Origin of the sequence: Meiothermus sp. QL-1 (genome assembly GCF_003351145.1) — a bacterium.
GTDB lineage: Bacteria > Deinococcota > Deinococci > Deinococcales > Thermaceae > Meiothermus.
In genome coordinates this window covers 27,115-40,392 of sequence record NZ_QQSV01000007.1, presented here as the reverse complement: position 1 = coordinate 40,392, position 13,278 = coordinate 27,115, and the positions used below count along the sequence as shown (strand labels likewise).

14 protein-coding genes are annotated in these 13,278 nt (G+C 67.0%); 2 read left to right on the top strand and 12 right to left on the bottom strand.

Going from position 1 to position 13,278, the window contains the following annotated elements:
- Nucleotides 1-15: 15 nt before the first annotated feature.
- The gene (locus DV704_RS08485) at nucleotides 16-417 is read right to left on the bottom strand and encodes a VOC family protein (protein ID WP_114799148.1); all 402 of its coding nucleotides are present in this window, start codon (nucleotides 415-417) and stop codon (nucleotides 16-18) included.
- A gap of 67 nt (nucleotides 418-484) precedes the next feature.
- Here DV704_RS08485 and DV704_RS08480 point away from each other — a divergent pair, with 67 nt between their 5' ends.
- Together DV704_RS08480 and DV704_RS08475 are read left to right on the top strand one after the other, a co-directional pair.
- Nucleotides 485-706 carry a CDGSH iron-sulfur domain-containing protein gene (locus DV704_RS08480; protein ID WP_114799147.1) on the top strand — a complete coding sequence of 74 codons (222 nt, stop codon included), beginning with the start codon at nucleotides 485-487 and terminating at the stop codon, nucleotides 704-706.
- A 65-nt stretch (nucleotides 707-771) separates the two neighbouring features.
- Nucleotides 772-1,722: an aldo/keto reductase family protein gene (locus DV704_RS08475; RefSeq protein WP_114799146.1), complete on the top strand. Its 951-nt coding sequence runs from the start codon at nucleotides 772-774 to the stop codon at nucleotides 1,720-1,722.
- Here DV704_RS08475 and DV704_RS08470 read toward each other — a convergent pair.
- The 11 genes from DV704_RS08470 to DV704_RS08420 form a co-directional block, all read right to left on the bottom strand.
- A complete protein-coding gene (locus tag DV704_RS08470) occupies nucleotides 1,719-2,816 on the bottom strand; it encodes a glycosyltransferase (protein WP_114799145.1) in 1,098 nt (365 codons plus the stop codon). The two genes, DV704_RS08475 and DV704_RS08470, sit on opposite strands and share 4 nt — an antisense overlap.
- Before the next feature lie 68 nt (nucleotides 2,817-2,884).
- Nucleotides 2,885-3,274, bottom strand: a complete 390-nt coding sequence (locus DV704_RS08465; RefSeq protein ID WP_233498303.1) for a hypothetical protein — start codon at nucleotides 3,272-3,274, stop codon at nucleotides 2,885-2,887.
- Between the two features lie 76 nt (nucleotides 3,275-3,350).
- Nucleotides 3,351-4,154, bottom strand: coding sequence for a DUF72 domain-containing protein (locus DV704_RS08460; RefSeq protein ID WP_114799143.1), 804 nt, complete (start codon nucleotides 4,152-4,154; stop codon nucleotides 3,351-3,353).
- A gap of 19 nt (nucleotides 4,155-4,173) precedes the next feature.
- Nucleotides 4,174-5,094, bottom strand: a complete 921-nt coding sequence (locus DV704_RS08455) for a glycosyltransferase family 4 protein (RefSeq protein WP_114799142.1) — start codon at nucleotides 5,092-5,094, stop codon at nucleotides 4,174-4,176.
- 3 nt (nucleotides 5,095-5,097) lie between these two features.
- Nucleotides 5,098-6,234, bottom strand: a complete 1,137-nt coding sequence (locus tag DV704_RS08450) for a glycosyltransferase (protein ID WP_114799141.1) — start codon at nucleotides 6,232-6,234, stop codon at nucleotides 5,098-5,100.
- On the bottom strand, nucleotides 6,234-7,370 hold the full coding sequence (locus DV704_RS08445) for a glycosyltransferase (RefSeq protein WP_114799140.1): 1,137 nt from the start codon (nucleotides 7,368-7,370) through the stop codon (nucleotides 6,234-6,236). The genes DV704_RS08450 and DV704_RS08445 overlap by 1 nt, the downstream gene beginning before the upstream one ends.
- Nucleotides 7,367-8,536 (bottom strand): O-antigen ligase, encoded by a 1,170-nt coding sequence (locus DV704_RS08440; RefSeq protein WP_114799139.1) that lies wholly within the window; start codon nucleotides 8,534-8,536, stop codon nucleotides 7,367-7,369. The genes DV704_RS08445 and DV704_RS08440 overlap by 4 nt, the downstream gene beginning before the upstream one ends.
- 1 nt (nucleotide 8,537) lies before the next feature.
- Nucleotides 8,538-9,629 (bottom strand): glycosyltransferase, encoded by a 1,092-nt coding sequence (locus DV704_RS08435; protein ID WP_114799138.1) that lies wholly within the window; start codon nucleotides 9,627-9,629, stop codon nucleotides 8,538-8,540.
- Nucleotides 9,626-10,771, bottom strand: coding sequence for a glycosyltransferase (locus DV704_RS08430; protein ID WP_114799137.1), 1,146 nt, complete (start codon nucleotides 10,769-10,771; stop codon nucleotides 9,626-9,628). Before DV704_RS08430 ends, DV704_RS08435 begins: the two co-directional genes overlap by 4 nt.
- Nucleotides 10,768-12,024 carry an oligosaccharide flippase family protein gene (locus DV704_RS08425; protein ID WP_114799136.1) on the bottom strand — a complete coding sequence of 419 codons (1,257 nt, stop codon included), beginning with the start codon at nucleotides 12,022-12,024 and terminating at the stop codon, nucleotides 10,768-10,770. Before DV704_RS08425 ends, DV704_RS08430 begins: the two co-directional genes overlap by 4 nt.
- A gap of 92 nt (nucleotides 12,025-12,116) precedes the next feature.
- Entirely contained in the window at nucleotides 12,117-13,226 is a 1,110-nt protein-coding gene (locus tag DV704_RS08420) for a type IV pilus twitching motility protein PilT (RefSeq protein ID WP_114799216.1), read from the bottom strand.
- Nucleotides 13,227-13,278: the final 52 nt, after the last annotated feature.

The window sequence follows — 13,278 nt, the reverse complement described above, 5'->3', positions numbered from 1 at the left end:
TACCTCCTGTATAGCTTACCCCAGGCTCCGGCTTTGGCCCCGCCAGAAGGCCCTTCCCCCCGCAGGCCGCCGGTCGAGGAACAGCTCGACGCGGTTGCCGTCGGGGTCCTGGAGCAGGAGGACGTGGCCGATGCCCCGGTCCTCCAGGTGGAAGGGCACCCCCTCCAGCTTCACGAAGGCCAGGGCGGCCTGGAATTCCTCCTCGTTCGGCACGGCAAATCCCAGCGCCAAGGGGCCCAGGGGTTCCCCCTGGCTCAGGGCTAGCTCGAAGGGGGCCTGGTTTTGCGAGGAGACGAGCAGGGCGGTCTGGCCGAAGCGCTCGGCCACCTGGAGGTCCAGGAAGCGGGTGTAGAAGGTGACCGAGGCCTCGAGGTGCCGCACCCGCAGGTGCACGTAGGCCAGGTGGGTGGTGTACATCCCGCTTATTCTCGGGTGCCGGCGAGCGGAGGTCAAAGGGGGCCGGGCTTTCGGGTAGACTCGAGCCATGAGGATCGAGTTCCGGGAGAACGGCTCTATTGGCATCGAGACCGGCGGTCGGGTGGTTTTGCGCATAGGGGATCAGGAGCAAATCATCGAGAGGCCCCGCATCTCCCTTTGCCGCTGCGGACACTCAAACAACAAGCCCCTTTGCGATGGCTCGCACAGGGCGGCGGGTTTCACCGCGCCAGCAGCGGTCATTGAGCTTGGGTTGGCCAAGGAGTCCTAAGGGAGCAAGGCCACATTGCGCCCAGCCCCAGCCAATAAGATGGCGGGCGGAGGAAATGTATGCCGATGCGTTATCGCAAGCTGGGCCAGTGGGGCCTTAGGGTATCGGAGATCTCCTTGGGCGCTTGGGTGACCTATGGGGATGCGGTCAAGGACCTGGAGCGCATCAAGGAGATAACCCGCATCGCCTACGAAGGGGGGATCAACTTCTTTGACAACGCCGACGTCTACGCCAAGGGGCTGGCCGAGGAGTTGATGACCAAGGCCCTCCTGGAGCAGTTCCCCCGCCACGAGCTGGTTCTTTCGAGCAAGGTCTTCTGGCCCACCAGCGAGGACGCCAACGGGCGGGGTCTCTCGCGCAAGCACGTGCGGGAAAGCCTGGAGCGCAGCTTGAAGCGCATGGGCACCGATTACCTGGACCTCTACTTCTGCCACCGCTACGACCCCGAGGTGCCCATGGAGGAGATCGTAACCACCATGAGCAACCTGGTGGACCGGGGGCTGGTGCTCTACTGGGGCACCTCCGAGTGGCCGGCGGCCCGCATCGTGGAGGCGGTGCAGTTTGCCCGGGCCAACGGCCTACACCCCCCAGCGGTGGAGCAGCCGCAGTACTCCATGCTCTACCGCGAGCGGGTGGAGCGGGAAATTCTGCCCGAGACCGAGCGTTTTGGTCTGGGCGTGGTGGTCTGGAGCCCCCTGGCCATGGGGATGCTGACCGGGCGCTACGACGAGGGCATTCCCAAGGATAGCCGCTTCGAGCGCTACCCCCAGTTTGGCGAGCGCTTCTTGACCGAGGCGAACGTCGAGAGGGTGAAGAAGCTCAAACGGGTGGCCGATTCGCTGGGCCTGACCCGGACCCAGCTTGCGCTGGCCTGGGTTCTGCGGCAAAAGGGGGTGACCAGCGCCATCACCGGGGCTACCCAGCCCGAGCAGCTAAAGGAGAGCCTGGAGGCTGCGGGGGTTGACCTGCCCCCGGAGGCGCTGGCCGAGATTGACCAGATTCTGGCCCAGCCCTAAAGCTGTAGGATGAACTCCGCCAGCCGTTCTATCTCGTTCTTGAGCTGGAGGGTTTTGCGCTCGGGGGGGCGGGTTTTCAGCTCCTGAATTTTGGCGGCGATTTTTTTGGGGTGGCGGATGTAGTAGCCCAGCTTTTCGTGGCGGACCAGCTCCACATTGCCGTGCTCCTGGGGCCACACGTAGTCGCAGATGATCAGGTCTTTGTGCAGCGAGAGCACCTCGGCGATGGTGGCTGGCCCGGCCTTGGAGACCACCACGTTGGCCAGGTTGATCAGCTCGTACATCTGCTGGGTGAAGCCGAAAACCACCAGGTTCTCTAGCCGGTGCTTTTCCTTGAAGGCGGTGAGCTGCTGGTAGAGCCTTTGGTTGTAGCCGCAGACCACCACCACGTTGATTCCCTCCAGGCCCACCAGTTCCTTTACCAGGCGGAAACTGATTTTCAGGCCTGCTCCGCCTCCTGTCACCAAAACGGTATAGGGCTGGTGCAGGCCCCAGAGCTGGCGCAGCCGCTCGGCCTCAGCGGGGGGGAGGGGTTGGTTGAACTTGGGGTCGATGAGGGTCTGGAAGTAGTGCAGGTTTTCCGGGGGAATCCGGTGGCGCCGGGCGATGCTGTAGGCCTCGGGGCTGGCCACCACGTAGTGGTCCTTGGTGTCCACGAACCAGTAGAGGTGGGGGCTGAAGATGTCGGTGACCACGGTCAGGGTCTTGGGCTGGTGTCGCCGCACGTAGGGCAGCCGGCGGAAGCCGTGGTTGACCGGGTAGCAGTAGATGATTTTGTCGGGGCGGAACTCCTCCAGGTACGCGTTGATGGCAGGGGCCAGGCGCATGCCCAGCACCCGGGCGAAGGTCTGGATGGCTGGGCGGGTCTGGTAGAAGGCCTGGAAGACGGTGAAAAGCCAGCGCTGCTTGTTGACGGCAAAGTTGTAGCCATCCTGGATGGCCTGGGCAATCCAGCGCGGCCCCACATCGAAAAAGTTGAAAAGGCGCACCTCGGCCTCGGGCTCGAGCTGGGTCAGGAGGCGGTGGAGGGTCTGGGCCATGGCGTAGTGCCCGCCCCCGGCTTTGGTGTAGACCAGCAGGATGCGTTGCGGCATAAAAAGCAGCCCCAGGCTGCCCCTACAGCCTAGGCCAAGGGCGCCGGGCGGCCTATCCTCCGAAGGGCTTAGCCCAGCAGGGGCTGGTGGCAGAGCCAGACCCCGCTGCGGGCCCGCCAGCCTTCGGGCAGCTCGACTGTGCGGCTGGGCGGGGGCACCGCCAGCACCTTATGCCCCACGATGCTGAACTCTATAGCGGTGAAGAGCCGGTCCAGGGCCAGGGCCAGCGACCGGGTCTCCAAGGGGCTGAAGCGCAGCCGCGGCAGCCGGGCCTCCAGGCTTTTGCACCCCCCGAAGGGCAGGAGCTCGGCCGGGTCGCGCCAGCGGCGGGGTGGGCCGATAAGGAGCTCGGCCAGCACCAGCGAAAGCCCGGGGTAGCGGCGCAGGAACTCGTCGGGGTCGAACTCGAGCGAAAGCTCAAGGTTCACCTCCACATCCTCCCAGACTTCTTTGCGCATGGCTCTCGCCATACCTCAGGTTGCACCAAACGGCCCCGGGGGTCAAGCGCAAACAACCTGTTCAGGACATGGGAAGTTAGAATCCTGCCTCGGCTAAAAGCCGGCGCAGTTCCTCCAGGTTGGCCAGGGCGTGGCCTTTGGTGGTGTTGTTGAAGATGAACCAGACCTGGGCCAGAGAGGTGTGCTCGAGGGCGGCCTGGAGCTCGGCCACCCAAAAGCGCAGCTCCTCCTCGTGGTAGCGGTAGTCGTGCCGCTCGGCCTGGTCCTTGCCCTCGTACCACTTTTCCCGGTTGCGCCCGGAAAGGCGGATGTATGCGGTGTCGGCAGTGACGTGCAGCCGGCTTCTGGGCAGGCCGGGCAGGGGAGGGTAGTCGGGGCTGACCCAGATCAGGCCGGCCTGGCGAAAGCCCGCCCGCACCGCCTCGAGGTCCCAGGAAGCGTGACGGAACTCCACCGCCAGGCCCCCAGGGGCCAGGCGCCGGTCGGCGAAGCGCGCGGCCAGAGCGGCAAGGTAGCGTCGGTTCTCGGGGGTGCGGTGGAAGCGCTGGGGAAACTGAGCCAAAAAGGGCCCCAAGACCCCGGCCTCCCGCAGCGGGGCTACCGACTCGAAAAGCCGCTGGTAGTCCTCGTCGGTGGCGCTTTGGGTGTGGGTCATGCTTTGGTGAAGCTTGATGGCAAAACGCACTCGCCCCTCGCTCCGCCTGAGCATCCCGGCAAAGGCCTTGGTTCCGGGAATGTGGTAGAAGGAGGCGTTGAGCTCGACCGCGTTGAAGTGGCGGGCGTAGATGGAAAGCCAGGTTTCCTTTTTGGCCTCAGGGGGGTAAAGCAGCCCCACCCAGTCTTCCTGGGCATACCCGCCGGTGCCGAGGTAAACCTCCACGCTGCCCCATTCTATGCCCCTAGAGTGAGCCCAGCCGATAGGCTCCCCAGAAAAGCAGCAGACCCAAGGAGAACATCCCCAGAAGCCCCGGCAGCAAGGCCCCCTGGCCTATGAGGAGCCCCACCGCTACCAGAAGAGCCGTGACCAGCCAGACCACCAGGACGGTCAGGGCGGGGTTTTTGAGGTAGAGCTGGTCGAGGCGGTCGTAGGTGTGGTCCCGATCCCCGTCGAAGATGGGCCGGCCCCGGCGCCAGCGGCGGATGATGCCGGCCAGGGTGTCGTAGAGGGGGAAGGCCAGCATCACGCCGGCGGCTAGGAAGCTTTGGGGGCCCAGGCCGGCGGCCTGCATCCAGAGCAAGGCCAGCAGATAGCCGATGGGAAGGCTGCCGCTATCTCCCATGAAGGTCAGGGCCCGGGGGTAGTTCCAGACCAGGAAACCCAGCAGGCTGGCTGCGAGAACCCAGGCCAGCGGCGCTCCCAAAAGCAGGCCCAGCCCCAGGGCCGAGATCAGGGCGCTGCCCGAGGCCAGGCCGTTCATGCCGTCAATCAGGTTGATTGCATTGGCCATCAGCGGCACCAGCCCCAAGCCCAGGAGCAGGCCCAGCCCGCCCAGGGTCTCCTCGAAGTGAAGCCCCAGAGCCAGACCCGCCACCAGCTCTGCCCCCAGGCGCAGCCTGGGGGAGAGCCCGAAGCGGTCGTCTAAAGCCCCCACGGCCGTGATGATCAGGAGGCCCAGCAGGGCCCAGCCCGAGAGGCTACCGGTGTAAACCCCCCAGACCACCACCGCCCCCACAATCCCCACCCCGCCGAAGCGCGGCTTGGGCGAGGTGTGGATTTTGATGGCCCCGGGCCGGTCCACGACGCCCAGGACCCTGGCCAGGGGGATGGAAAGACCCACCAGAAGGACCGAGGTGAGAAAGGGTAAAACGTGCCATTCCATAGCTCATCTCTTCTCCAAAGCCTTGGCGTAAAGCTCCTCGTGCAGCCGCAGCAGGTTGCGCAGGTCGTAGGCCTTGACCCGCTCCTGCCCCAGTCGGCCCATGGCCCGGCTGGCCTCGGGGTTTTCCAGTACCCAGCGCATGGCCTGGGCCAAGGCCCTTACATCCCCCACCGGGTGCAAAAGGCCGGCCCCATCCTGCAGCAGCTCGCGGATGCCCCGCACATCAGCCCCGATGGCCGGTACGCCCAAACAGAACGACTCCATGATGGCCCGCGGCAGGCCCTCCTGTTCCGAGGGCAGCAGGGTGGCAAGGGCCCCCTGGATCAGGGCAGGGATATCCCGGCGGTAGCCCAGGAAGTGCACCCGCTGGGCAATGCCCAGGCGGGCCGCCAGGGCTTTCATCTCTTCCATCAGCACCCCCTGGCCGGCCAGGAGCAGGTGGGCCTGGGTATCGCCCAGGAGGGCGAAGGCCTGGAGGGCGTCGCGGTGGCGCTTGCGCGGTATGAACTCGGCAATCATCAGGAAGTAGGGGGTCCCGGGCCCGAGCCCCAACGAGCGGCGCAGCGCCGCCACCGCTTCGGGGGGGGCCTGGCGGCTGGAGTAGAACTCCAGGTCCACCCCAATCCCCGGCATGTAGACCGTCCGGGAAGGGCCCACCAGCCGCTCGGCCGCTTTGCGGTCGGTCTCGTTCATCACCACCAGGTAGTCGGTGTAGGGAGCGGCCACCCGTTCCAGCCCGTAGAAAAGTGCGTTCTTGACCGGGTGGCCGTGAGGGTGGAAGTGGAAGCCGTGGGCGGTGTAGATGAGTCGCCCTTGGCCCCGCGCCCGCCAGCTCCGCAGGGCCAGCCGGGCGACGAAAGCTGCAATGGGGGTGTGCACATGCACGATCTGGTAGCCTTCCCGCTCGACGATGCCGCGCAGGGTGCGCATGCCCAGGGGTAGGTTGCGGGGGTCAAGGGGGTTGCGGGACATGGGGAGGTGGAAGAGGTGGTCGAAGGCGGCCCGGCAGGCCTCGCACCCCGGGGCATCGGCTGCCGCCCCGTCCACCCGCCAGCCCTGCCGGCGGAAGTGGGTGGCGTAGGGCAGGAGAAACTCGGTGAAAAAAAGCGCGGTGGTGGCAACGATGAGCAGCTTGGGCATTAGCTTTCTCCTAGGGCTTGCAGGCCCTTGGCTGCGAGCAGCTGGAGGTAAAGCTCCTCCCAGCGTTGGATGATGCGTTGCAGGTCGTAGTGTTCCCGCACCCGCTGGCGGCCCGCCTGGCCCATCTGGCGGCGCTCGAGCTCATCCTTTTGCATCAGGTCCTCCATGGCCGCAGCCAGCCGGGCGCTGTCGCCGGGGGGCACCAAAAAGCCGTTTCTTCCCTCCTCTACCACCTCGCGGTTGCCCCCCACATCGGTGGCGACGATGGGCAGGCCCACCGAGGCAGCTTCCAAAAGCACCATGGGCATACCTTCCCAGGCCGAGGACATCACGTAGGCGTCGGCCGCGTTCATGAGGCGGGGGATGTCCCCGCGGGCCCCCAGGAAGCGCACCTGGGCGCCAAGCCCCAGCTCCTCGGCCAGCTTCCGCGTGCTCTCCCGCAGCGGCCCCTGGCCCACCAGCCAAAGCTGGGCCTGGGGATGTCTGGGGGCCAGCAGGGCAAAAGCCCGGAGCAGGTTGGGGTAGTCCTTGGCCGGGGCGAAGCGGCCCACGGCCAGCCAGACAAACTCCTCCCCGAGGCCCATATCCCGGCGCAACTCGGCGCGGGCCTGGGGGTCGGGGGCGAAGCGGGCGGTATCCACCCCGTTGGGCAGATAAAGCCCCCGCCCTGGCGGGATGGCCCCCACCTCGAGGTAGCGCCTGAGCCCGGCCTCGCTCACCTGGGTGGTAAGGTCGCAGAGGAAATCGGTCAGCCGGTAGGCCCACTCCCGTACCCGCCCCCCCTCGATGAGGTTGTGGGCGGTGCAGAGGACGAGCGGAACCGGGGCGAAGGGGCGAACCAGGCGGGCCAGCAGGTTGGCGTGCACCATGTGGGCGTGGAGCACCTGGGGGCGGAAGGCCCGCACCAGCCGGACCATGCGCACGAACCCCCGCAGGCTGGGTCGGCCAGGGCGCATGCCGAGTGAGTCCACCGGGATTCCAGCCGCCTCGAGGGGCTGGGCCAGGGGTCCCAGGGGGGTCATGCAGACCACCCGCACCCTCCAGCCGAGCTGGGCCAGGCCCCGGGCCAGGGCCACAAGCTGCGACTCGGCCCCGCCGTAGGAAAGCGAGGTGATGAGGAGCAAAAGGCGCTTCACAGGGGCCTCCTTTCCGGTCGGACCTGGCCTTGGGACAGGGCGGCCCAGTGGGCCAGGATCATGCCCAGGACGAACCAGGTCTGTTTGCGCCACTCCCAGTTCTGGGCCATGCAGGCCAGCATCAGGATCAGGAAGACAGAGGCCCACAAAAGCCGCTCTAAAGGGGGCAGGGAGGGCAGGCGGGCGGCCACCCCTCCCAAAAGCCCCACCAGCAGCAAAAGCCCCACCACCCCCATCTCGGCGCCGATGGCTACGAACAGGTTGTGGGGCGCAACCCACTGGCGGAACCAGGGGTGGCCCTCCAAACTGGCCCCAAAGGTGCCGGCCCCGGTGCCCAGGAGGGGGTGCTCGCCGAAGACCTGCCAGCCGGCCAGCCAGATGTTGGTGCGGTCGTTGAGGGTGCCGCTGCTCACCTCGTCGAGGAGAGTGGCCAGACGGGAGAAGCTTTCTGGGGGTATCAGGGTGGGGATCAGGGCTAGGGCCAGGGCGGCCAGCGCCCCGGTTAGGGTCTTGAGCTGCCAGGTGGCCCGCGGCAGGGTGAGCACCACGAACAAGAGCCCCACCGCCACCCCCAGCAGGCCGGCCCGGGCTGCGGTCAGGAAGACCACCCCCAGGGCGACCAGGGGGTAGACTCGGTAGAGCCAGGTCCAGCCGCCCGTCTCCCGCAAGGCCAGGTACCAGGCCAGAGGGATGCCTATAGAGAGTACGAAGGAGAGGTCGCCGGGATCGAAGTTGGCCGCGGCGTAGCGCTGGTAGACCACCTCGCTGCCGCTAAGGAAGTTGTAGACGGTGTTGCCTGCAGCCACGTAGGCCCCGAGGACGTAGGCGCTCATGATTCTCCGGATGGGCCCCTCGGCCTCCAGCACCACGAAAATCGCCCAGAAGAACATCCACAGAAGGCCGTACTGCAGGATGCGCTCCAGGGTGTCCTGGGGGGCGATGCTCCAGAAGTAGCTCAGCACCGAAAGGAGCACGAAGCCGAGCGCCACCAGGTGCACCCAGTGCAGCCGCACCCGGCCGGAGGTGAGGACATAGGCCAGGGTGGCCAGGGCCGCCAGGATGCCCACGTAGCGGCTCAGGGTGCCGAGGCCTGGTATGAGAAGGACGTTCTCCCAGGGTAGGGTAAATACGTAGAGCCAGAGGACCGAATAAGCCAGCCGCGCCATCCTAGCCTCCTCTCAGGAGCCGCAGATACTGGGCCACCACCTCGGCCTGGGTGTAAGGACGGTAGGCCTCCTCCGGTATGCTGGGCCGGGGCTCGAGCAAGGTGGCCTCGAGGGCCCCGGCCAATGCCTGGGCGTCGCCCACAGGCACGAGGCGGCCAAAACGTCCATTCTGCAGAATCTCCCGGGGCCCGCTGGGGCAATCGGTTGCCACCACCGGGGTGCCCAGCGCCAAAGCCTCGATAAGCACGGTGGGCAAACCCTCCCAGTCCGAGGAGAGCACGAAGACCGCAGCCCGCTTCATGTAGGGGTAGGGGTTCTGCACGAACCCCGGCAGGGCCACCGCCCCCTCCAGCCCCAGCGAGCGAACCAGCCCCTCCAGCGCGGCCCGCTCCTCCCCCTCACCCAGGATCAGAAGCCGCGCCGGCCGGCGCTGGTGTACCTCGGCGAAGGCCCGCACAAGGTTGGGAAAGTTCTTCTGCCGGGTGAGCCGGCCTACCCCGAGCAGCACCGGGGGTTCGCCGGGCTGGAACCAGGGGTGGTCCAGGGGCTCCTCGGCCCTTTGAAAGAGCTCTGGGGTGACCACCGGGTTGTGGATGACCTGTGCCCGGCGGATGCCGCTCAGGCGCGCAAAGTCGTCCACCACCCCCTGGGAGACCCCCACAATGCCCTCGGCCCAGGGGTAGAAGAGCCGCATGGCCAGCGGCAGCAGCCGGCCCCGAAGGGAGGGGGCATGCCGGGTGTCCTGGCTGGGGGTGTTCTGCAGGCAGACCACCACCCGGGTCTTTACCCCAGCGAGACGGCGGGCCCAGAGGGCCACCACGTTGGCGTGGTCGAGGGCCGAGACCAGGCCGGTGGGCTTCTCCTGGCGCAGGTAGCGCACCAGGTGGGGCAGGCTGGCCAGCACCCGGCCTGCCCCGAGGTCCACCAGCCGCACCGTGGGGGGGACCCGCTCGAGGTAGGGCCCGGTGGCCTGGGCCAGCACCAGGTCCACCGCCAGGTTTTGCTGCGCTAGGCCGATGGCCAGATTCAGCATGGACCGCTCGGCCCCGCCTCCGAGCAGGGCTGGAAGGTAGATGGCGAATCGCTCCTTCATACTCTCATTCCCAGCACCTCGGCAAAGAGGGCAGCGTAGCGCTCCACCGCCGCTTCCACCGCGAAGCGGGCCAGGGCCTTGGCCCTGGCCCGCTGGCCCCACATCTCTCCCAGGCTGGGGTTTTGCAGCACCCTGAGAAGCCCCTCTGCTAGGGCCTGGGGGTTGCCCAACTCGACCAGAAGCCCGTCCTGGCCCGATTCCACGAACTCCGGGGCGGTGGCGAAGCGGGTGAGCACCACCGGCCGGCCCAGGTACATGGCTTCGCTCAGCACCAAGGGTGAGGCCTCGCCGTAGGCCGAGGACAGGGTAAAGACCGCGGCCCGGGCCATGTACTTGTAGGGGTTGGGCTCCAGCCCGGGCATCCAGACCTTCTCCGCGATGCCCAGCGCGCGGGCCAGCGCCTCCAGTTCAGGCCGCAGCGGGCCGTCCCCCAGGATGACCAGCCGGGCCTCGGGCTTTTGCTCTAGCACCCGGGCAAAGGCCCGCAGCAGGGTGGGGAAGTCCTTCATGGCCTCCATCCGGCCTACTGAGAGCACCACCGGGTTTGCCCTGAACCAGGGGTGGTCCACGGGCTCTTGGGCCTTTCGTTCTAGCTCCGGGGAGATGGCCGGGTTGTAGATGACCTGGAAGCGCGCCCCGGGGTATACGCCCTCGGAGAGCCGCGCTACCTCTCGGGAAACCGCCACATAGGCATCGGCTCCTCGCACCAGGCTTGCCAGGAGGCGGCGCTTGAGCGTCGCCCGCCAGCCTTGCCCCAGATAGCCCCCGATCTCGTTGTGCTCGGTGAGCACCCAGCGGGGGCGCTGGGCTTGGGGCAGAAAGCGGTAGGCCAGCCCCACCGTGAGGTGCACCCGGGGCCAGGCAGAGAGCAGCAAGTGGGGACGGTGGCGCCGGATTAGCCCGAGCAGGCGGGCCGCCTGGGCCGGGATGGCTCGGTGGGACATGGCCGCGCGCCGGGTGGGGGCGGGCAGCAGGGCTACGTTGGGGGGTAGCCGGGCTTCCAGCAAGTGCCGGGACTCTGCGCCCTGGGCGGTAATCAGGATGTCGTAGCGGTCCGCCAGCCCTCGGGCCAGATACTGCGTCACCCGCTCCACCCCGCCGTAGCCCAGCACGGGCAGGTAGAAGAGTACCCGCGGCTTCATAGCACCCCCTTTCTTTTCAGCACGAAAAAGCGGAACAAAGCTGCCCAGGCCTCGGCGGCCACCACTGCAAAAGCCATGCCCAGTGCGCCCAGCCGGGGTGCCAGCAGCGCGGCCAGGGCCAGGTTGACCAGGCCGGCGCTGAGTACGGAGTACATTACCTCCCGGTCCATCTGCCTGGGGAACATGTACTGCATGGAAAGCGAGTACCCAAAGGCCACGATGGGCAGCAGCAGAGACAAAACCTGCAGCACCCGCACCGAGGTCTCGTAGGCTTCCCCGAAGAGCAGGCGGATCAGGTAGGGGGCCAGGATGGCCAAAAACGCCCCTCCGACTAGGCCGATGCCCAGCGTGCTCCAAAGCGCCAGGCGGCTCAGCCGCTGGGCCGCCTGGGCATCGCGCCGGATCAGGTGGTTGATACGGGGGTAGATGGCCTGGGCCAGGGGCCACAGGATGGAAAGCCCTGGGCGCGCCAGGCGGTTGCCGGTCTCGAAGAAGGCCACCTGCACAGGGGTGGTGAGGAGGCCCAGAATCATCCCGTTGGCCGAGGTGTACAGGCTGTCTGAAGCCCGCGAGAGGAAGAGGCTGAAGCCCACCCGCAAGGCCACCCAGCTCAGGGGAAGGTTGGGGAGGCGAAAGGGGACCTCGCGGTACATCAGGTAGAGCTCGAGCCCCGCCACCCCCCCCGTGGCCAGGGCCTGGGCGGCCAGGGCCACCCAGGCGTCCTCGGGGCCCCGCACAAAGGCAAAGATGGCGGCCAGGTGGCCCACCCGGATTAGGCCCTCCATGAGGGCCACCAGCCAGGCCCGCTCGATGGCCTGGAAGTACCAGGTGGGCCTGAGGGCGATGAATATGGCAATCAGAAGAGCCCAGAAGACCAGCTCGGGGTATTGGCGGAAACTCTGCACGAAGGCCCCTGCCCCCAAAGTGAGCAGGACCATGCCCAGAACCAGAATGAGCTTGGCGCCGAGGACGGAGGCCACGATGCCGGCTACGGCCTCCTTGCGCTCGCGCTGGCGGGCCAGCGAGCGGGTGGCCGAGTAGGTGAAGCCGTACTCCCCCAGCACGGCCAGCCAGTTGGCGAAGCTCTGGGCGAAGGCCACCAGGCCAAAGTGGAGGGGCTCGAGGGTCCGGGCCAGGTAGGGGAGGGAGATGAGGGGCAGCAGGTAGGCCAGGAACTGCACCGCGTAGAGGGAGGCCGCGTTCTGGACGATGCGGCTGTTGAAGACCCGGTGGAGTCCCATATGCGCTTTCATACCCGGCAAAGGCCTACCACCAAGGGTAAGGTTTTCCGGGGGGCTTGTGCCCTACCTTAACGGCCTGAACGCTCAAATAACGCCAGGGGTATCTACGGACGCCGCATGCTGGTCTGCACCTGGGGGGCGGCGCTGCCAGCCCCGGCCAGGCGGGCGAACTCCTTCGGGTCTACCGCGCGCGCGAGGCCGGTCTCGTAGCTGATGAGCTTGCGCTTGTACAGGTCGGCCAAGCAGGCGTCCATGGTGATCATGCCGTGCTGCCCTCCGGTCTGGATGACGCTCACAAGCTGGTGGCTTTTGCCCTCCCGGATGAGGGCCCGCACCGCCGGGGTGGCCACCATGAGCTCGTAGGCCAGCACCCGCCCCCCGCCGAAGGCTTTGGGCAGGAGCTGCTGGGTGAGGACCGCCACCAGGTTGTTGGAGAGCTGCACCCGCACCTGTTCCTGCTGCGCTTCGGGAAAAACATCGATGATGCGGTCGATGGTCTCCGGGGCGCTGTTGGTGTGCAGGGTACCCATCACCAGGTGCCCGGTCTCCGCGGCGGTAATGGCGGCGGAGATGGTCTCGTAGTCGCGCATCTCGCCCACCAGGATTACGTCCGGGGCCTGGCGCAGCACTGAGCGTAGGGCTTTTTGGAAGCTATGGGTGTCGGAGCCTACCTCCCGCTGGTTGATGATGGCCCTCTTGTGGCGGTGGAAGAACTCGATGGGGTCTTCTATGGTGACGATGTGCACCGCCTTGTTCTCGTTGATGTAGTCGATCATGGAGGCCAGGGTGGTGGACTTGCCTGAGCCGGTGGGCCCTGTCACCAGCACCAGGCCGCGCGGGCTGTTGGCAATCTCCGCAATGGTCTTGGGCAGGCCCAGCTCATCGAAGCTTTTGGTGCTGGAGGGCACCACCCTGAGCACCCCGCCCACGCTGCCGCGCTGGAGGAAGACATTGACCCGGAAGCGGCCCTTGCCCGGTAGACTGAAGGAGAAGTCGAGCTCTTTCTCTTCCTCGAAGACCCGCTGCTGCTTCTCGTCCATCAGGGCGTAGGTGAGCCGGCGGGTCTCCTGAGGGGTAAGGGCATCGTACTCGGTGGAGCGAAACTCGCCGTCTACCTTGATCATGGGGGGCAGGCCCACCGTGATGACCAGGTCGCTGGCGCCCCGGTCCACGGCCAGGTTGAGCAGGTCTACGATATCAAGGGCTTTGCTCATGGGCATCTCCAGTCCTACCCTCAAGGATACGCCAGGGCCAGGGCGACCCCGG